The organism is Actinacidiphila polyblastidii (assembly GCF_036353415.1).
Taxonomy (GTDB): Bacteria; Actinomycetota; Actinomycetes; order Streptomycetales; family Streptomycetaceae; genus Actinacidiphila; species Actinacidiphila polyblastidii.
In genome coordinates this window covers 76,988-94,900 of the sequence record NZ_JAZEWV010000017.1, presented here as the reverse complement: position 1 = coordinate 94,900, position 17,913 = coordinate 76,988, and the positions used below count along the sequence as shown (strand labels likewise).

Genomic DNA, 17,913 nt, shown 5'->3' with positions numbered 1-17,913 from the left:
GCCGCGCGCCGGCCGCCCCGCGGCCGGACCCGCCAGCTCACAGCGCCGCGGCGCCCTGCACCCGCAACCGCTGCCCGTACTGCTGCAACGCCCACAACTCGCCCTGCACCGCGGTCATCTCCGGCGCGTCCGCGGGCATCCCCTGCGCGGCCAGCCGCGCGTGCGCGGCGTGCACCTGGCCGACCCGGCGCTCCACGGCGTTCATCCGGACCCGGACCAGCACCTCGCCCGCGTAGATCTCCGGGACCTTGTGCATCACCGGCTCCACGGCCAGTTCGGTGACCATCATCCGCACGGTGTCGTCCGGCGCGGCCTCCCGCACCCGCACCAGGTACTCCGCGTCGGCGCGCTCCACCCCGCCCGCCGCCTCGATCACCCGGCGCACCTCGGCGTACGGCGGGCCGGTGAACTCGTCCTCGCCGTAGGCGTCGAAGGCCGGCGAGACCAGCTGCGGATACTGCAGCGCCAGCTTCAGCAGCTCGCGCTCCACCCGGTGCGCGGGACTGCGCAGATCCAGCCGCGGACCCCGCGGTCCCGCCGGGGCCTGCTGCGCGCCGCCCTGGCCCTGCGGCGGCCCGTACGACCCGCCGCGCTGCGGCCGCACCGGGTCGGGGCGGCCGCCGCCGCCGGCCCTGGCCCGGGCCATCGCCCGCACCCGGCGGATCATCGACTGCTCCTCGGCCTGGCTGGCGATGCCGGCCATGCCGACCAGCCGGATCGCGTAACGGTCGCGCAGCGCCTGGTTCTTGATCGCGGCGACCACCGGCACCGCCGCGTCCACCGCCGCGACCCGGCCCTCGTCGGTGTCGAGGTTGTACCGCGAGACGATCGAGCGCAGCGCGAACGCGAACAGCGGGCTGCGCCCGTCGATCAGCCGCTGCACCGCCGCGTCGCCCTCCGCCAGCCGCAGCTCGCACGGGTCCATGCCGCCCGGGGTGATCGCGATGGACGTCTCGGCGGCGAACTTCTGGTCGTCCTCGAACGCGCGCAGCGCCGCCTTCTGCCCCGCCTCGTCGCCGTCGAAGGTGAAGACCACCTCGGCGGTGGCGTCGTCCATCAGCAGCCGGCGCAGGATCTTGATGTGGTCGCCGCCGAAGGACGTGCCGCAGGTCGCGATCGCCGTGGTGACGCCGGCGAGATGGCAGGCCATCACATCGGTGTACCCCTCGACGACGACCGCGCGGCCGGTCCTGGCGATCTCCTTCTTGGCCAGGTCGATCCCGTACAGCACCTGGGACTTGTGGTAGAGCGGGGTCTCCGCCGTGTTCAGGTACTTCGGGCCCTGGTCGTCCTCGCGCAGCTTGCGCGCGCCGAACCCGATCACCTCGCCGGTGATGTCCCGGATCGGCCAGATCAGCCGCCCGCGGAACCGGTCGATCGCGCCGCCTCTGCGGCTCTCCGAGGCCAGCCCCGCGACGATCAGCTCCTTGTCGGTGAAGCCCTTGCCGCGCAGGAACCGCACCAGGTGGTCCCAGCCGGCCGGCGCGTACCCCACCCCGAAGTGCTCGGCGGCCGCCTGGTCGAACCCCCGGGCGGCCAGGAACTGCCGCCCGATCTCGGCCTCCGCCGACCCCAGCTGCTCCTGGTAGAACGCCGCGGCCGCCCGGTGCGCCTCGACCAGCCGGATCCGCTCCCCCTGCTGCCGCCCGGGGACATGGCTGCCCTCCTCGTACCGCAGCGTGATCCCGGCCTGCGCGGCGAGCCGCTCCACCGCCTCGGTGAAGGACAGGTGGTCCAGCTTCATCACGAAGGCGAGGGTGTCGCCGCCCTCGCCGCAGCCGAAGCAGTGGTAGAGGCCCTTGCTCGGGCTGACCTGGAAGGAGGGGGACTTCTCGTCGTGGAAGGGGCAGAGGCCCTTGAGGTTGCCGCCGCCGGCGTTCCTGAGCTGGAGGTACTCGGCGACCACGGCGTCGATCGGGACGGCGTCGCGAACCGCCTTCACGTCTTCGTCCCTGATCCGCCCGGCCACGGGGGAAGTCTACGGCGCGGGACGGACAGCGCCGGACGGAGTCCGGCCGGCGCGGACGCGGGCGGGGGACGCCGGGGGGCGCGGACCCGCACGCGGCGGGCCCGGGCCCGCCGGACCGGTCAGACCGGGTCCCCGCCGGCCGGCTCCCCGGTGACGAGCTTCTCGGTGACGAGCTTCTCGGTGACGAAGACGTAGTGCGGGCCGCTGGGTTCGATCACGAACTCCTCGCCCACGGCGGTGAAGCCATGGTGCTCGTAGAAGCCGGCGGCCGACGTGCGGCCGTTGCACCAGGCGAGTCGCGCGCCGCGCCGCGCGCACTCGGCCAGCCCGGCCTTCAGCGCGGCCGCGCCGAAGCCCTGCCCGCGGACCTCGGGCGCGCTGCCCATGCCGCGGAAGCGGTACGCGGCCGCGGCCTCACCCTGGGAGTACCCCCGGCCGAGGGCCGGCGCGGGGTCCGGGAAGAAGGTCACGCAGCCGCGGACGGCGCCGTGCTCGTCGTACGCGGCTATGTGGAAGACGTCGGGGCGCGCGTCCTCCGGGTAGACCGCGGTGCGCCGCGGCATGCCGGTGCGCAGCACCGCCCACCGCAGGGCGAAGATCTCCTCGACGGGTACGACGGCGCTGCGTGCGGGGCCGGGCATCGGGTGTCCTTCCTGATCAGCGGACCAGGAGGGGGTTCCCGGTCAGTCCAGGAACGAGGCTAGCGGCACCGACGGATCGGACAGCGCCTCGGGGTCGAGGGGCCGCTTGGAGCGGATCAGCTGCTGGATCTGCTCGGTGACGTCCCACACGTTGACGTTCATCCCGGCGAGCACCCGGCCCTCGTGCAGCCAGAAGGCGATGAACTGCCGCTTGCCGACGTCCCCGCGGCACACCACCTGGTCGTAGCTGCCCGGCGCGGCGTGCCCGGAGAACTCCATGCCCAGGTCGTACTGGTCGGAGAAGAAGTACGGGACGCGGTCGTACGTCACCTGCCGGCCGAGCATCGCGCGGGCCGCGGCGGGGCCGCCGTTCAGCGCGTTCGCCCAGTGCTCGACCCGCAGCCGGATGCCGAGCAGCGGGTTCTCGGCGTTGGCGACGTCGCCCGCGGCGAAGATGTCGGGGTCCGAGGTACGCAGCGAGGCGTCCACCGCGATGCCGCCGCCCTGCTCGCGCCCGGCCAGCGTCAGCCCGGCGATCTCGGCGAGCGCGGTGCGCGGCGCGGCGCCGATGGCGGCGAGCACGTCGTGCGCCGGGTGCTCCTCGCCGTCGTCGGTGAGCGCGGCGAGCACCATGCCGTCCTGGCCGGTGATCTCGGTGAGGCTGGCGCCGAAGTGGAAGCGCACCCCGTGCTCGGTGTGCAGGTCGGTGAAGACCGAGCCCAGTTCGGGGCCGAGCACGTTGTGCAGCGGGGTCGGCGCGGGCTCCACGACGGTCACCTCGGCGCCGTAGCCGCGGGCCGCGGCGGCGACCTCCAGGCCGATCCAGCCGGCGCCGGAGATCACCAGCCGGCCGTTCTCCCGGCCGAGGCTGGCGAGCACGTGCTTGAGCCGCTCGGAGTGGGCGAGCCTGCGCAGGTGGTGCACGCCGGCCAGGTCGGTGCCGGGGATGTCGAGCCGGCGCGGCTCGGAGCCGGTGGCCAGCAGCAGCTTGTCGTACTGCAACGCGGTGCCGTCGCCCAGCCGCACGGTCTTGGCGACCCGGTCCAGGTGCACCACCGGCTGGCCGAGGTGGAGTTCGATGTCGTGCTCGGCGTACCAGCCGTTCTGCTGCACGAAGACGGACTCGCGCTCCTCGCTGCCGACGAGGAAGCCCTTGGAGAGCGCCGGGCGTTCGTACGGGTGCTCGCGCTCGTCGCCGATCACTATCACCCGGCCGGTGAACCCCTCGGAGCGCAGCGTCTCCGCGGCCTTCGCCCCGGCGAGCCCTGCTCCGACGATCACGAAGGTCTGGTGCGCGTCCACCACAGTGTGCCTCCTCGGCGGTCGTTCAGTTCCTTGAGCGTCCCGCACCGGAAGCGCCACCGGAAGAGCGCCGCGCCGATTTCGCCACACGCCGCATGCTGGGAGTTCACCCGGCGGCCGCACGTGGCGGCCGCACCCGGCGCCCCCGCGGGCGCGGCGGGCGGGTCAGGTCAGGCGGGCGTGCAGCGCCGTCGCGGCGGCGTCGGTGAGGGAGGCGATCTGGTCGACCACGGCCCGGCGGCGGCCCGCGTCGTCCGCCGCGGCCTCGAAGATCGCCCGGAACTGCGGGTCGAGGCCGAAGGGCGCGCGCGCCAGCAGGGTGTGCGCCAGCTCCTCGATCACCACCCGCTGCTCCGCACGCCGCCTGGCCTGCGCGGCGCGCTGCATGACATAGCGGTCGGCGACCGCCTTGAGCACCGCGCACTCCAGCCGCTGCTCGACCGGCACCACCAGCTCCGCCGCGTACCGGGTGAGCCGCGCGGTCCCGTACCGGGCCCGCGTGGCGCTCTCCGCGGCCAGGCAGAAACGGCCGATGAGCTGCGACGCGGCGTCCTTCAGGCCGGCCTGGGCGCGCGCCGAGCCGTCGTGGTGCCGCGGCCACCACGGCTGGGCGAGCAGCCGGTCGAGCGCCTCGGCCAGCTCGTCGCCGGTGGTGCCCGGCGGGGCGTAGCGGGCGGCCGCGCAGTCGAAGACCTCGGCCCGCTCGGCCGGGGCGCGCAGCGCCCGCGCGTCGATGTGGCCGGCCTGCAGGCCGTCCTCGACGTCGTGCACGGAGTACGCCACGTCGTCGGACCAGTCCATCACCTGCGCCTCGAAGCAGCGGCGGCCCTCGGGCGCGCCCTCGCGCAGCCAGCGGAAGACCGGCAGGTCGTCCTCGTACGCCCCGAACTTGGGGCTGTCCGGTGTGACGGGGTGGCCGCCGCGCGGCCACGGGTACTTGGTGGCCGCGTCCAGGGCGGCCCGGGTGAGGTTGAGCCCGACGCTCACCTCGGAGGCGCTGAAACGCTTCGGCTCGATCCTGGTGAGCAGCCGCAGGCTCTGCGCGTTGCCCTCGAAGCCGCCGCAGTCCGCGGCGAACCCGGCCAGGACCAGCTCGCCGTTGTGGCCGAACGGCGGGTGGCCGAGGTCGTGCGCGAGGCAGGCGGTCTCCACCAGGTCGGGGTCGCAGCCGAGCGCGGCGCCCAGCTCGCGGCCGACCTGCGCGCACTCCAGCGAGTGCGTCAGGCGGGTGCGCGGGCTGGTGTCGCCGGAGGCCGCGCCGGACGTGCCCGGGTCCACCACCTGCGTCTTGCCGGCGAGCCTGCGCAACGCGGCCGAGTGCAGCACGCGCGCCCGGTCGCGCTGGAAGGCGGTACGCCCGGGGCGCTTGTCCGGCTCGGGCACGTAGCGCGCGGTGTCCGCCTCGCCGTACGGCCCGTCGCTCTCGTACAGGCCGGTGCGTACGGCGGCGTCAGTGGCTTCCATGCCCCCGACGGTAACCGGCCCCGCCCACAGGAGTCGCCCGGCGCGGATCGGCGGGCGCGGGTCAGACGGCGACGGTGGCGCGTACCAGCGCAGGCAGCGGGCGGCGGGCGGTGGCGGCGAGCGCCGCCGCGCCGGCGGCGTGCCGGGCCAGCACAAGCCGGGCCATGGCGGGGTGCGCGCCCAGCGGGGCGGACGCGATCCAGGGGGCCGCGGCCGCGCTCTGCGCGGCGAACCGGCCGGGCGCGGTGAAGCAGGACGCCACCGCGATCCGGCGCAGCCCGCGGGAGCGCAGCGCGGCGAGGGCGGCCGGCACCGTGGGCGCGGCGGCGGAGGCGTAGGCGGGGACCACCGGCACCCCGCCGAGCCGGGCGGAGAGCAGCGCCGCCGTCCGCGCGGTGTCCGCGGCCGAGTCCGGGTCGCGCGAGCCCGCGGCGGCCAGCACCACCGCCTCACCGCCGGCTCCTTCGGCCCAGCCGGCCTCGGCCAGCCGTGCGTGCAGCACCTCGGCCAGCAGCGGATCGGCGCCCAGCGGCGCCGCGACCACCGCCCGCAGCCGGGGCTCGGCCGCCAGCGCGGCGGGCAGGTCGACCTTGACGTGGTGGCCGCGCCCGAGCAGCAGCGGCACCAGCACGGCCTCGCGGCCGCCCTGCGCCGCGAGGCGGTCGAGGGTGTCGCCGAGCAGCGGCTCGTTCAGCTCGATATGGCCGAGCTGCACGTCCAGGCCGGGACGCGAGCGCCGGACGCGGTCCAGCAGGGCGCTCACGGTGCGCAGCGCCCGGGGGTCGCGGCTGCCGTGCGCGACGGCGACCAGCGCCGGCCCGCGGGGGGCGGGCGGGCCGCCGGTGGACGGGCGATCGGCGTGCGGGTGGTCGGCGTGCGGGCGTGCCGTCCGGGGTGTCATGGCGACGATCCTGCGCGGTCGGCGTTGCACGGCGGTGTGCCGCACGGTAAAGGCGCGTGTCGCGGCCTTCACACCGGGCGGCGCGCCGCGGTGAGGCCCGGGGGGCGGCGGGGGGCGGCGGGGGGCGGCGGGGTGCGGCGCCACTCATCGACTGGCCGGCCAGTCGCCGCCGTCGATCCGGCGCCCGTGCGCCAGCAGCTGCGCGGCGAGCGGCTCGTTCGCCAGGTACACCCACGCCTCCTGCGCGCCGCGCTCCCCCGTCACCGCGCGCCGCACCCGCTCGTAGAGGTTGCCCGGGGCGCCGGGCACGTACGTCTCCAGCCGGTCGAGATCCGCCAGCACCAGGTCGTACGACTCCTCGGCGATCCCCACCAGCTCGCCGCGGACCCTTCCCCGGCCGGCCGGGTCGGCCACCGCGAACGGGTAGCCGGGGCCGTCGAAGAGCAGCGCGCCCGGCAGCACGGCGGCGGTCCAGGAGCGGACGCGGCCCGCCAGCAGGGCGTGGTTGCGCTGGCCGCGCAGCAGCGTGCCGTAGACGAAGAACGGCAACCGGGGTGCGGTCACGGCGGGCCTTTCCTAGCGGCGGGAGGGGTCGCGTCTGCTTCCCGTCCCGTTCCCGGGGCCCGCGGGCGGCAACCGCCGGGGCGCGCGGCGCGTCGATCACGGTGGCGGCGCGCGCACCGGCGGGCCACCGGGCGGAGGGGGAGGCGGCATGCGGCTGTCGCGGCCAGCAGGGGCGTTGCGGGGAATCCGGCTGCCGCGGAGGGTCCTGCCGCGGACCGTCCGCGGCCGGCGGCGGATGGTGCGCTGGGCGGTCGCGGCGTGCGTGCTGGCGCTGCTGCCCGCCACCTGGCTGCGGCTGGCCGACAGCGGGCGGGTCCGCACCGAGGCGGACGTGCCAGCGGAGCCGGTGGCCGTGGTGTTCGGCGCGGGGCTCTACGACGGGCGGCCCTCGCCGTACCTCGCGCACCGGCTGGACGCGGCGGTCCGGCTCTACCGTGCGGGCAAGGTCAAGGTGGTGCTGGTCTCCGGCGACAACAGCCGCGCCTCCTACGACGAGCCGGACGCCATGCGCGGCTACCTGACGCGGCACGGGGTGCCGCGGGCCAAGGTGGTCGTGGACTACGCCGGCTTCGACACGTGGGACTCCTGCAGCCGTGCGAAGCGGATCTTCGGCGTCGATCGCGCGGTGCTCGTCAGTCAGGGGTTCCACATCCGGCGGGCGCTCGCGCTGTGCGCTGCCGCGGGCATCGACGCGTACGGGGTCGGCGTGGACGAGGTCCACGACGCGACCTGGTACGCCGGGGGCGCGCGCGAGGTCCTCGCGGCCGGCAAGGCCCTCGTCGACGTGGCGGTCCGCCCCGACCCCCGCTTTCTCGGGCGTCGCGAGCCGGGCGTCACCCGAGCCCTGCGCTGAGCGCGCCGCCCCTCCCCCCTCCCTGCGCCCCGCCGGCGCCGGGCGCCGCGCCCTGCCAGGGGCGCGGGGAACTGCGCGAGCAACCCGCCACCGGCCGGTGGTCCGGTCTGCGACCGCAATTGCCCCGTCGGGCCGGTGACGACGTCCAGCCCTCGTCACGGCTGGCCGCGCCCGGAACACGCCGGGCGCTGCGCCCCACCAGGGGCGCGGGGAACGGCGCGAGCAACCCGCCACCGGCCGGTGGTCCCGTCTGCGACCGCAACAGCCCCACCGGGCCGGTGACGACGCACAACTCTCGCGGCGGCTGGCCGCGCCCCCCAAAACCCCGGGCTACGCCCGGCCCGCGCCGGGCGCCGCGCCCCACCAGGGGCGCGGGGAACGGCGCGAACAACCCACCACCGGCCGGTGGTCCGGTCTGCGACCGCAACAGCCCCACCGAGCCGGTGACGACGTCCAGCCCTCGCGGCGGCTGGCCGCGCAGTTCCCCGCGCCCCGCAAAAACCCCGGGCTACGCCCGGCCCGCGCCGGGCGTAGCGCCCCACCAGGGGCGGTGCGCGAGCAACCCACCACCGGCCGGTGGCCCGAAGGCGACAGCAACAGCCCCATCGGGCCGGTGGCGAACCGCGGGCGGGCGCGCGTTGGGCGCGGAGGGGGGACGTAGGGTGAGTGGATGGGGTCAGCGCGAGCGCACACGTATGGGACCGAGGTCGTGTGGACCGGGAACCAGGGGACGGGCACGGACTCGTACCGGGCGTACCGGCGCACGCATGAGGTGAGGGCGGCCGGCGTGCCGGCCATCGCCGGGTCCGCCGACCCGCACTTCCGCGGGGACGCGGACCGCTGGAACCCCGAGCAGTTGCAGCTGGCGGCGCTGTCGCAGTGCCACATGCTCTCCTACCTGCACGTGTGCGCGATGAACGGCGTCGTGGTGACCGCCTACACCGACCGCGCGACCGGCACGATGGAGGAGACGCCGGACGGCGGCGGCCACTTCACCCGGGCGCTGCTGCGGCCCGCGGTCGAGGTGGCCTCGCCGGAGATGGCGCAGCGGGCGCAGTCGCTGCACGCCGACGCGCACCGGCTGTGCTTCATCGCGAACTCGGTCAACTTCCCGGTGGAACACGAGGCGACGGTGTCGGTCGCGGGGAGCTGAGCGGCTGCTCCTCCTCGTCGTGCTCGTCGTCGCCGCCGACGACGAACGTCGAGACGGTGGTCTCCGGGCCGCCGTCGAGGAACTCCTCGTCGGGCCACAGCGGCAGCGCCCCGCCGGGCACGGACTCCGGCATCACGCTGTCGGGCTGGTGCCGGCCGCGCCTGCGCTGCCTGCGCACCTCGGCCGGCGCCGGCGTCTCGAACTCCTCGAAGGATCCCGCCCGGCCAACCTGGCAGCCCGGCCTCCGGGGCACCGGTGCCGAACCGGCCATACCGCACCGCCCGGCGGCCGGCCGCCGATCCGGCCGGGCCTCACACCGCGGACGCGGTCCTCGCGCGCAGCCTGCGCAGCATCCTCGCGTCCTGGAAGCCGACCGCGCGGGCCGCGGACTCCAGCGTGGTGCCGTGGGCGATGAGGTGCTCGGCCCGCTCGACGCGCAGTTCCTGCTGGTAGCGCAGCGGGGTGCGGCCGGTGGACGCGGTGAAACGGCGGGTGAGGGTGCGCTCGCTGAGCCCGGTGGACGCGGCGAGTTCGGCGAGCGCGAGCCGGTCGGAGAAGCGGGCGTCGATCAGGTCCTGGGCGCGGTGCACCGCGTCGCTGAGGTGCCCGCGGTGCCGGAGCATCGCGCTGGCCTGGTGCTCGTCGCCGTTGCGCCGCGCGTACACGACCATCTGCCGGGCGGCGCGCGCCGCGGCGCCCGGACCGTGCCGGACCGCGACCAGGTGCAGCGCCAGGTCGATGCCGCTGGCGATGCCCGCGGAGGTGACGACGCGTCCGTCGACGACGTACAGCACGTCCCGCACCACGGTGGCCCGCGGGTAGCGGCGGGCCAGTTCGTCCTGCACGTCGTGGTGGGTGGTGCAGCGGCGGCCGTCCAGCAGCCCGGCGCGGCCGAGCGCGTCGGCGCCCGCGCACACGCTGGCGACGGTGCCGCCCGCCGCGTGGTGCGCGGCGAGCCGCCGCAGCGTCGCCTCGTGCAGCGCGCCGTTGTCGCGCAGCGCGCCCGAGCGCCAGCCCGGTACGACGATCAGGTCGTCGGCGGTGAGCCGCGGCCACTCGGCCTCGGCGCGCAGCGGCACTCCCTGCGCGGTGGGCACGTCCTGCTGCTCGGCCACGTACGACAGCTCGTAGCCGAGGCTCTGGTCGGCCGCGGTGGAGAAGACCTGCGCGGGCCCCGCCAGGTCCAGCAGATGCAGCTGCGGCACCAGCAGGAAGACCACCCGGGTCACGATCCGGTCAGCTCCTTGAGGGTGGTGACGGTGGCGAAGCGGCCGGCCAGCGCGTAGCGGGTGCGGGCGATGATCTCGGCCGGCATGAGGGTACCGGGGTCGGCCAGCACCTCGGCGAGCGGCCGCCCGGCGGGCGCGTCGGGGTGCGCGATCGGCTCGGTGGCGGTCGCGTCGGTCACGAGGGTGACCTGGTAGCCGAGGTCGGAGGCCAGCCGCGTGGTGGTCTCCACGCACTGCTCGGTGCGGACGCCGCAGGTGATCAGCGCGCGGATGCCGCGTTCGGTGAGGATCTGCTGCAGGTTGGTCGTGGTGAAGGCGTTGTGCGAGGTCTTGGTGAGCTGCGGCTCGCCGTCGGCCGGGGCGAGGCCGTCCATGTACCGCACGTGGCCGAGCGCGGGGTCGAAGACGGTGCCGGAGCCCGGCTCCGCGTGCAGCACCCACACCACGAGGTGCCCGCGGGAGCGGGCGTGCTCGACGAGGCGGGCGACCTTGACGGCCACCTCGGGGTCGGAGGCGGCCTGCCAGCTCTCCCGCTGCCGGAAGGACTCCTGCACGTCGATGACGATCAGGGCGGTGGCCGCGTCCTGCGCGGTGCTGCCCGACTGCGGGGCGTTGTCCGACTGCGGGGCGTCGTCCGACTGCGCGGCGCTGCCCGACTGCTCGGTGTGTGAGGTCATGCTCCGATCCTGGCCCACCCGCGCCACCCCGGGGTAGGCATGATCGTGCCGGGGTGCGGAACGATCCGGTCACGCCCGGACCCCGCGCGCCGCGGCGCGCAGCGCACAGGCTCACACCCGCCGCCGTGCGGCGATGAGCGCACCGTTGCCCTGGGGTAATGGCGGGGTTGCGGCCGGGAAACAGCCGCCGCCCACGCTGTGAGCACGGACGCCGCAGGGCGCTCCCACCGCGACGGCATCACCCGCACCACCCGCCCCCCGCCCCCGGCACCGACGGAGGTCCCGAGCATGGCCGCGACCACGCCCACCACCGCCCCCGGCTCCCTCCCCTCCCGCCCCACGATCGTGCTGGTCGGCCACGGCATGGTCGGCCAGCGCTTCCTTGAGGCGCTGGCCGACCGCGGGGTGACCCGGCGCGCCCGGGTCGTGGTGCTCTGCGAGGAGCCGCGGCCGGCGTACGACCGGGTCCACCTGACCTCGTACTTCTCCCAGGGCGCGAGCCCGGAGGACCTGTCGCTGACCGACCACGCCTTCCTCGCCGAGCACGGCGTGGAGCTGCGCGTCGGCGACCCCGCGGTGGCCGTGGACCGCGACCGCCGTACGGTGACGGCCCGTTCGGGGCTGACGGTCGGCTACGACACGCTGGTGCTGGCCACCGGCTCCTCCCCGTTCGTGCCGCCGGTGCCCGGCCGGGACGCCGAGGGCTGCTTCGTCTACCGCACCATCGAGGACGTGCTCGCCATCGAGGCGTACGCCCGCGGCGCCGCGTCCGGCACGGTGGTCGGCGGCGGGCTGCTCGGCCTGGAGGCGGCCGGCGCGCTGAAGGGGCTCGGACTGTCCACGCACGTCGTGGAGTTCGCGCCGCGGCTGATGCCGGTGCAGGTCGACGAGGGCGGCGGCGAGGCGCTGCGGCGGATCGTCGAGGGCCTCGCGGTCTCCGTGCACACCGGCGTCGGCACCCAGGAGGTGGTCGCCGGCGCCGACGGCAGGGTCAGCGGCGTGATCCTCTCCGACGGTTCCCCGCTGCCCACCGACATGGTGGTGTTCTCCGCCGGCGTGCGGCCGCGCGACCAACTGGCCCGCGACTGCGGGCTGCCGGTCGGCGAGCGCGGCGGCGTCGTGGTCGACGCGGCGTGCCGTACCGCGGACCCCGCGGTCTTCGCGATCGGCGAGTGCGCGCTGGCCGCGGACGGCCGGGTCTACGGGCTGGTGGCGCCCGGCTACGAGATGGCCGAGACGGCCGCCCGCACCATCGCGGGCGACGCCGCGGCCTTCACCGGCGCGGACCTGTCCACCCAGCTGAAGCTGCTCGGCGTGGACGTGGCGTCCTTCGGTGACGCGCACGGCGCCGCCGAGGGCGCCCTCGACGTGGTCTACTCCGACGCGCGCGGCGGCGTCTACCGCAAGCTGGTGGTGGCGGCCGACGGCACGCTGCTCGGCGGAGTGCTGGTCGGCGACTGCACGTCGTACGGGGTGCTGCGGCCGCTGACCGGCTCGGTGCCGCCGATCGCCGCCGCGCACCTGGTGCTGCCGGCCGGCGCCGGCGGCCCGGTAGCGCTCGGTCCGTCGGCGCTGCCCGACGAGGCGGTGATCTGCAGCTGCCACCACGTGACCAAGGGCGTGATCCGCGGCGCGGTGGCCGACCACGGCTGCACGGGCGTCGCCGAGGTGAAGAGGTGCACCAAGGCCGGTACCGGCTGCGGCAGTTGCGTGAAGGTGCTGGGGCAGCTGGTGGACGCCGAGCTGGAGGCGAACGGCGTCGCGGTGGACAAGGGACTGTGCGGCTGCTTCGCGCAGACCCGCGCCGAGCTGTACGAGACGGTGCTCGCGCTGCGCCTGACCTCCTACCGCGAACTGCTGCGCCGGCACGGCCGGGAGGACGCCCGCGACGGCGAGGGCTGCGAGATCTGCAAGCCCGCGGTCGCCTCGATCCTCGCCTCGCTCGCCCCGGCCGTCGGCGCCGGCCCGCACATCCTGGACGGCGAGCAGGCCGCGCTGCAGGACACCAACGACCACTTCCTGGCCAACATGCAGCGCAACGGCTCCTATTCGGTGGTGCCGCGCATCCCCGGCGGCGAGATCACCCCGGAGAAGCTGATCGTGATCGGCGAGGTGGCCAGGGACTTCGGCCTCTACACCAAGATCACCGGTGGCCAGCGGATCGACCTGCTGGGCGCGCGCGTCGAGCAACTGCCCTTGATCTGGGGCCGCTTGGTGGACGCCGGCTTCGAGTCCGGCCATGCCTACGGCAAGTCGCTGCGCACCGTGAAGTCCTGTGTGGGATCGACCTGGTGCCGGTACGGCGTGCAGGACAGCGTGCGGATGGCGATCGCCCTGGAGCTGCGCTACCGCGGGCTGCGCTCGCCGCACAAGCTGAAGTCCGCGGTGTCGGGCTGCGCCCGCGAGTGCGCGGAGGCGCAGTCCAAGGACTTCGGGGTGATCGCCACCGCCAGCGGCTGGAACCTCTACGTCGGCGGCAACGGCGGTGCCACCCCGCGCCACGCCGACCTGCTCGCGCAGGACCTCTCGGACGCCGAACTCGTCCGGCTCATCGACCGGTTCCTGATGTTCTACATCCGCACCGCCGACCGGCTGGAGCGCACCAGCGTGTGGCTGGAGCGCCTGCCCGGCGGCCTGGAGCACGTACGCGACGTGGTCGTGCACGACTCGCTGGGCATCTGCGAGGAGCTGGAGGCCCTGATGGCCGGGCACGTGGCCGGCTACCGCGACGAGTGGGCGGACACCGTGGCGGACCCGGACCGGCTGCGCCGCTTCGTGTCCTTCGTCAACTCCCCCGAAACCCCCGACCCGACGGTCCGCTTCGTGGCGGAGCGCGGCCAGATCAAGCCGGAGCCGGTACTGCTCGCCCTGGCGGAAACGGTGACCGCATGACCCTCACCACGGCATCCCCCGCCCAACCCGCCCAACCCGCCGCGGTGGCCCGCGCGGTGGACCAGGGGACCGTCCAACTGCTGACCGCCGACGGCTGGTTCGAGGTGTGTCCGGCCTCGGCGCTGGAGCCGGGCCGCGGCGTCGCCGCGCTGCTGCCCTGCGGCGGGCAGGCGGCGGTCTTCCGCGACAGCGGGGACCGGCTGCACGCGATCGGCAACGTCGACCCGTTCACCGGCGCGGGCGTCCTCGCGCACGGCCTGCTCGGCGGCCCGGCGGGCCGCCCGTACGTCGCCTCCCCGCTGCTCAAGCAGCGGTTCGACCTCGCCGACGGCCGCTGCCTCGACGACGACACGGTGAGCGTGCCGGCGTACCCGGTCCGGGTGGTCTGACGCCGGCAGCCCGCCGGAGCCCCGGGCAGGGGCTCCGGCGGGCCGGCGGTCAGCCCGGGGGGAGGTCAGCCGATCGTGCAGGCGGCCCCGTTGAGCGTGAAGCCGGTCGGCGCGGGGTTGGAACCCGACCAGTTGGCGTTGAAGCCGAAGCTGGTCGTGCCGCCGGGGGGCAGCGACGCGTTGTAGGACAGGTTCGTGGCGGTGTAGCCGGTGCCGCTCCTGGTCACCGTGGCGCTCCACGCCTGGGTGACGGTCTGGGTGCCGCCGGACTGGCTCCACTTCAGCGTCCAGCCGTTGATCGCGGACGAACCGCCGTTCTTCACCGTGATGTTGGCGGTGAAGCCGGTGTTCCACTGGTTGACGCCGTAGGTCACCGCGCAGGCGCCGCCGCCGGGCGGCGTGGTCGGGGGCGTGGTGGGCGGGGTCGTCGGGGGCGTGGTCGGCGGCGTGGTGGTCGTACCGCCCAGCGCGGTCTGGATCGCGGTGTACGCCGGCTTCGGGTTGAGGTTCTCGTCGTACGGCGTGGCCGCGCCCTGGCCCGGGAAGGTGCTCGGCACCCACGAGGTGGCGTCGTTGAAGCCCCACACGGTGACGCCGACGCAACGGGACACGCCCAGGCAGTCGTTGACCACCGCGGTGTAGTCGTTGGCCTGCTGCTGGAGCTTGCCGGCGTCCGACGGGGTCTGCATCCGCACGTCCAGCTCGGTGACGGCCACGTCCACGCCGAGGTCGGCGAAGCGCTGCATGTTCGCCTTGAAGTCGGACGGCACCTGTCCCAGGATGAAGTGCGCCTGGAAGCCCACGCCGTCGATCGGCACGCCCTGCTGCTTCAGCGACTTCACCAGGTTGTACAGGCCGTTGCTCTTCGCGTTCTGGCCCTCGACGTTGTAGTCGTTGACGTACAGCTTGGCGTTCGGGTCCGCGGCGTGCGCGGCGGTGAACGCGTCGGCGATGTAGGAGACGCCGAGCTGGTTGTACCAGAGGTCCGCGCGGTAGGTGCCGTCCTCGTTGAACGGCTCGTTGACCACGTCCCAGTGCGCGACCTTGCCCTTGAAGTGGGTGACCTCGTCGGTGACGTGCTTGATCATGAGGTCGTGCAGCTGGGTGTTGGTGAAGCTGCCGGAGGTCAGCCAGTTGGGGAGCTGGCTGTGCCAGACCAGGTTGTGGGCGCGCACCCGCATGTCGTTCTGCTGCGCGAAGCTGACGATCTGGTCGGCCGGGCCCCAGTTGTAGGTGCCGCGGGTGGGCTCGACCGACGCCCACTTCATCTCGTTGCCGGGCGTGACGGAGTCGAACTGGGCGCCCGCGATCGAACCCGAGGTGCCGGACAGTTCGTTGGCCTGCAGGGCGGTGCCGATGTAGACGCCCTTGGCCTCGGCCAGGGTGCGCAGCGGGGTGCCCGCGGCGTGCGCGGCGGGCATGGCGACCGCGATGAGCGCGGCCGCGGCGGCCAGGAGGGCGACGCCCGAACCGCCGACGGCGGATCTGGTGGAGCGCTTCGAGAACATCGTGGTGGGACCTCTCTCCAAGTGGGGTTGGATAAGGCGGTTGCGCACGGATCGGGGCGTGGGGGAGCGAAAATTTCGCCACTGATTCCGACTCGCGCGCAGACCCTACGACCGGGCCACTCGGCCGTCAACACCTCGCGGAGTTCTCGCAGGCCACAGCGCGGGAGCGCTCCCATATACGGGACGACGGGCCTCGCGGAGCGCCCGCGCGTACCCGGTGCCGGCCGGCCGTCTGCGTACCGGCTACTCCCCCGCGGGCGGCGCGCTGCTGGCCCGCTCGACCAGGCGGGTCGCCAGGTCGACGCGGAGCGTGCCGGGCTGGTTGCCGCGGCCGAGGTCGAGCACCAGGCGGGCGGCGGCCTCGGCCATCTCGGTCAGCGGCTGCCGCACGGTGGTCAGCGGCGGGCTGATCCAGCGGGCCAGCGGCAGGTCGTCGAAGCCGACCACGCTCAGGTCGTGCGGGATGCGCAGGCCCGACTCGCGCGCCGCCTCGTAGAGTCCGAGCGCCTGGAGGTCGTTGCCGGTGAAGACGGCGGTGGGGCGGTCGGCGGACCGCAGCAGCGCGAGGCCCTCGGTGTAGCCCGCCTCGTGGTGGAAGGTGCCGTTCCTGACCAGCGCCGGATCGTACGCGACGCCCGCGGTCTCCAGCGCGGCCCGGTAGCCGTCGATACGCGCCCGGCTGCACATGATGCCGGGCGGCCCGGCGATGACGCCGATCCTGCGGTGGCCCAGCTCCAGCAGGTGCCGGGTGGCCGCGACGCCGCCCTGCCAGTTGGTCGCGCCGATCGCGGGCACGTCCTCGCCCGGGTCGCCGGCCGGGTCCAGGACCACGAACGGGATGTCGCGGCTGGTGAGTTGGGCGCGCTGCGCCGGGTCGAGCCCGGAGAGCACGAGGATCACCCCGGTGGGCCTGCGGGCCAGCACGCCGTCCACCCAGGTCTGCCCGGGGGTCAGCCGGCCCGCCGACTCGGAGAGCACCACGCTGAGGCCCTCCTTGCGCGCCACGTTCTCCACGCCGCGGATGACCTCCATCGCCCAGGAGCTCTCCAGTTCGTGGAAGACCAGGTCGAGCATCGGGGCCGGCTGCACGCTGCCGCGGCGCCGCTGGTAGCCGTGCCGGCGCAGCAGCTCCTCGACCCGGCTGCGGGTGGCGGGCGCGACGTCGCCGCGCCCGTTGAGGACCTTCGAAACAGTCGGAGCCGACACGCCGGCCGCACGGGCGATCTCGGCGAGCGTCGCCGCCCCGTCGGCGGGGTTTCGCGGCTGCTCGTCGCGTGGCTGCTGAACGCTGCTGGCACTCATGGCAGCGATCGTAGTCGTGCCGCGCGATTCCGTCCGGATCCCGCGGTCGGCGGATAGGCTGCGACACCCGTCGTCGAATCTTTCGACCGGCGTGACGCAAATTATCGGCGCGGGAGCGGGTCCGCGGAGGCCGGTCGCGAACCGGTGAACTCTTCCGGTCGGAGCACTAGCGTGGGCGGTCGTGACGGACGAGCCGAAGACACTCCAGGACCGGCAGAAGCTCGGCCGGCTGTTCAACGAGATACCGGAGCTGTACGACCTGGTCCGGCCGGGGTACCCCGACGCGTTGTTCACCGACCTGTCCGCCCTCACCGGCGTCGACGCAGGCTCCTCGGTGCTGGAGGTGGGCTGCGGCACCGGCCAGGCGACGCGCTCGCTGGCGGCGCTCGGATGCGCGGTGACCGCCGTGGAGCCGGGCGCCGGGATGGCGGCGCTCGCCCGCGAGCGGACCGCCGGGTTCAGCCGCGTGCAGGTCGAGACGTCGGCGTTCGAGACGTGGGACGACCGCGGCCGGCGCTTCGACGCGCTGGTGGCCGCGTCGTCGTGGCACTGGGTCGACCCGTCGGCCGGCTGGCCCCGTGCGCACGCCGTGCTCCGCCCCGGCGGCTGGCTGGCGCTGCTCGGCAACGTCGTGGTCCGCAGGCCCGGAGAGCCGGAGGTCTACGCCGAGACCGCCGACCTGCACGAGCGGTTCAGCCCCGGCAACCCCGGCTGGGGCCATCCGCCGCTGGAGGAGGAGGTGCGCGCCAGCGCCGGCGGCTGGGGCGAGGCCGAGGACCCCGGCGGCCTGTTCGGCCCGGCGCTCGCACGCTGGTACCCGAGCGTCCAGTGGCTCGACGGGACCGGCTTCGCCGACCTGCTGCGCTCGACGTCCCTCTACCGCAGGCTCGCCCCCGAGGTCCGCGAGCCCCTCCTCGACGCCGTCGCCGAGCGCGTCCGCACCCGCATGGACGACCGCGCGCCGCGCCGCTACCTGAGCGTCCTGCGAGCCGGACAGCGCGCCGGCTGAGGCGAAGGTCCGGGGGCGGCGCTTCCGCACGAAGCGCCGCCCCCGGGGGGAGGGCCGGGC

Annotated in this window: 16 protein-coding genes; 5 read left to right on the top strand and 11 right to left on the bottom strand. The window is 75.1% G+C overall.

Translation table 11 applies throughout. From position 1 onward, the window contains the following. Positions 1–37: 37 nt before the first annotated feature. From dnaG to V2S66_RS20825, 6 genes are all read right to left on the bottom strand, one after another. Positions 38–1,969 carry a DNA primase gene (dnaG, locus tag V2S66_RS20850; RefSeq protein ID WP_330797414.1) on the bottom strand — a complete coding sequence of 644 codons (1,932 nt, stop codon included), beginning with the start codon at positions 1,967–1,969 and terminating at the stop codon, positions 38–40. 119 nt (positions 1,970–2,088) lie between these two features. After that, on the bottom strand, positions 2,089–2,610 hold the full coding sequence (locus V2S66_RS20845) for a GNAT family N-acetyltransferase (protein WP_330797413.1): 522 nt from the start codon (positions 2,608–2,610) through the stop codon (positions 2,089–2,091). 42 nt (positions 2,611–2,652) lie between these two features. Continuing rightward, complete coding sequence (locus V2S66_RS20840; RefSeq protein ID WP_330797412.1) at positions 2,653–3,915, bottom strand: NAD(P)/FAD-dependent oxidoreductase; 1,263 nt, start codon at positions 3,913–3,915, stop codon at positions 2,653–2,655. Between the two features lie 162 nt (positions 3,916–4,077). Next, complete coding sequence (locus tag V2S66_RS20835; RefSeq protein ID WP_330797411.1) at positions 4,078–5,376, bottom strand: deoxyguanosinetriphosphate triphosphohydrolase; 1,299 nt, start codon at positions 5,374–5,376, stop codon at positions 4,078–4,080. A 61-nt stretch (positions 5,377–5,437) separates the two neighbouring features. Further along, the gene (locus V2S66_RS20830; protein WP_330797410.1) at positions 5,438–6,277 is read right to left on the bottom strand and encodes a sirohydrochlorin chelatase; all 840 of its coding nucleotides are present in this window, start codon (positions 6,275–6,277) and stop codon (positions 5,438–5,440) included. 144 nt (positions 6,278–6,421) lie between these two features. Beyond that, positions 6,422–6,841: a gamma-glutamylcyclotransferase family protein gene (locus V2S66_RS20825; protein WP_330797409.1), complete on the bottom strand. Its 420-nt coding sequence runs from the start codon at positions 6,839–6,841 to the stop codon at positions 6,422–6,424. 148 nt (positions 6,842–6,989) lie between these two features. On the opposite strand from V2S66_RS20825, the gene V2S66_RS20820 reads away from it, so the two are divergent. Together V2S66_RS20820 and V2S66_RS20815 are read left to right on the top strand one after the other, a co-directional pair. After that, positions 6,990–7,694, top strand: coding sequence for a SanA/YdcF family protein (locus tag V2S66_RS20820; RefSeq protein WP_330797408.1), 705 nt, complete (start codon positions 6,990–6,992; stop codon positions 7,692–7,694). Positions 7,695–8,364: 670 nt separating this feature from the next. After that, entirely contained in the window at positions 8,365–8,847 is a 483-nt protein-coding gene (locus tag V2S66_RS20815; RefSeq protein ID WP_330797407.1) for an OsmC family protein, read from the top strand. On the opposite strand, the gene V2S66_RS20810 is transcribed toward V2S66_RS20815, so the two are convergent. The 3 genes from V2S66_RS20810 to V2S66_RS20800 are packed head-to-tail and all read right to left on the bottom strand — an operon-like array spanning position 8,798 to position 10,753. Continuing rightward, entirely contained in the window at positions 8,798–9,100 is a 303-nt protein-coding gene (locus tag V2S66_RS20810; RefSeq protein ID WP_330797406.1) for a hypothetical protein, read from the bottom strand. The two genes, V2S66_RS20815 and V2S66_RS20810, sit on opposite strands and share 50 nt — an antisense overlap. A gap of 58 nt (positions 9,101–9,158) precedes the next feature. Beyond that, on the bottom strand, positions 9,159–10,076 hold the full coding sequence (locus tag V2S66_RS20805) for a GlxA family transcriptional regulator (RefSeq protein WP_330797405.1): 918 nt from the start codon (positions 10,074–10,076) through the stop codon (positions 9,159–9,161). Beyond that, a complete protein-coding gene (locus tag V2S66_RS20800; RefSeq protein WP_330797404.1) occupies positions 10,073–10,753 on the bottom strand; it encodes a cysteine hydrolase family protein in 681 nt (226 codons plus the stop codon). Before V2S66_RS20800 ends, V2S66_RS20805 begins: the two co-directional genes overlap by 4 nt. A 288-nt stretch (positions 10,754–11,041) precedes the next feature. Here V2S66_RS20800 and nirB point away from each other — a divergent pair, with 288 nt between their 5' ends. Both nirB and nirD read left to right on the top strand, forming a co-directional pair. Further along, positions 11,042–13,645: a nitrite reductase large subunit NirB gene (gene nirB / locus V2S66_RS20795; protein WP_330797403.1), complete on the top strand. Its 2,604-nt coding sequence runs from the start codon at positions 11,042–11,044 to the stop codon at positions 13,643–13,645. Next, positions 13,642–14,034 (top strand): nitrite reductase small subunit NirD, encoded by a 393-nt coding sequence (nirD, locus tag V2S66_RS20790; RefSeq protein WP_330797402.1) that lies wholly within the window; start codon positions 13,642–13,644, stop codon positions 14,032–14,034. The genes nirB and nirD overlap by 4 nt, the downstream gene beginning before the upstream one ends. Before the next feature lie 65 nt (positions 14,035–14,099). Here nirD and V2S66_RS20785 read toward each other — a convergent pair whose 3' ends face one another. After that, the gene (locus V2S66_RS20785) at positions 14,100–15,542 is read right to left on the bottom strand and encodes an endo-1,4-beta-xylanase (RefSeq protein ID WP_330797445.1); all 1,443 of its coding nucleotides are present in this window, start codon (positions 15,540–15,542) and stop codon (positions 14,100–14,102) included. A gap of 243 nt (positions 15,543–15,785) precedes the next feature. Further along, on the bottom strand, positions 15,786–16,844 hold the full coding sequence (locus V2S66_RS20780) for a LacI family DNA-binding transcriptional regulator (protein ID WP_330797401.1): 1,059 nt from the start codon (positions 16,842–16,844) through the stop codon (positions 15,786–15,788). 181 nt (positions 16,845–17,025) lie between these two features. Between V2S66_RS20780 and V2S66_RS20775 the strand changes: the two genes are divergently transcribed. Then, positions 17,026–17,853: a class I SAM-dependent methyltransferase gene (locus V2S66_RS20775; RefSeq protein WP_330797400.1), complete on the top strand. Its 828-nt coding sequence runs from the start codon at positions 17,026–17,028 to the stop codon at positions 17,851–17,853. Positions 17,854–17,913 lie beyond the last annotated feature (60 nt).

What these genes read in the sequence shown, in the direction of transcription:
- V2S66_RS20845 (WP_330797413.1), bottom strand. Translation starts at nt 2,610, where the DNA reads ATGCCCGGCCCCGCACGCAGCGCCGTCGTACCCGTCGAGGAGATCTTC.
- V2S66_RS20835 (WP_330797411.1), bottom strand. Translation starts at nt 5,376, where the DNA reads ATGGAAGCCACTGACGCCGCCGTACGCACCGGCCTGTACGAGAGCGAC.
- V2S66_RS20830 (WP_330797410.1), bottom strand. Translation starts at nt 6,277, where the DNA reads ATGACACCCCGGACGGCACGCCCGCACGCCGACCACCCGCACGCCGAT.
- V2S66_RS20820 (WP_330797408.1), top strand. Translation starts at nt 6,990, where the DNA reads ATGCGGCTGTCGCGGCCAGCAGGGGCGTTGCGGGGAATCCGGCTGCCG.
- V2S66_RS20815 (WP_330797407.1), top strand. Translation starts at nt 8,365, where the DNA reads ATGGGGTCAGCGCGAGCGCACACGTATGGGACCGAGGTCGTGTGGACC.
- V2S66_RS20800 (WP_330797404.1), bottom strand. Translation starts at nt 10,753, where the DNA reads ATGACCTCACACACCGAGCAGTCGGGCAGCGCCGCGCAGTCGGACGAC.
- nirB (WP_330797403.1), top strand. Translation starts at nt 11,042, where the DNA reads ATGGCCGCGACCACGCCCACCACCGCCCCCGGCTCCCTCCCCTCCCGC.
- nirD (WP_330797402.1), top strand. Translation starts at nt 13,642, where the DNA reads ATGACCCTCACCACGGCATCCCCCGCCCAACCCGCCCAACCCGCCGCG.
- V2S66_RS20785 (WP_330797445.1), bottom strand. Translation starts at nt 15,542, where the DNA reads ATGTTCTCGAAGCGCTCCACCAGATCCGCCGTCGGCGGTTCGGGCGTC.
- V2S66_RS20780 (WP_330797401.1), bottom strand. Translation starts at nt 16,844, where the DNA reads ATGAGTGCCAGCAGCGTTCAGCAGCCACGCGACGAGCAGCCGCGAAAC.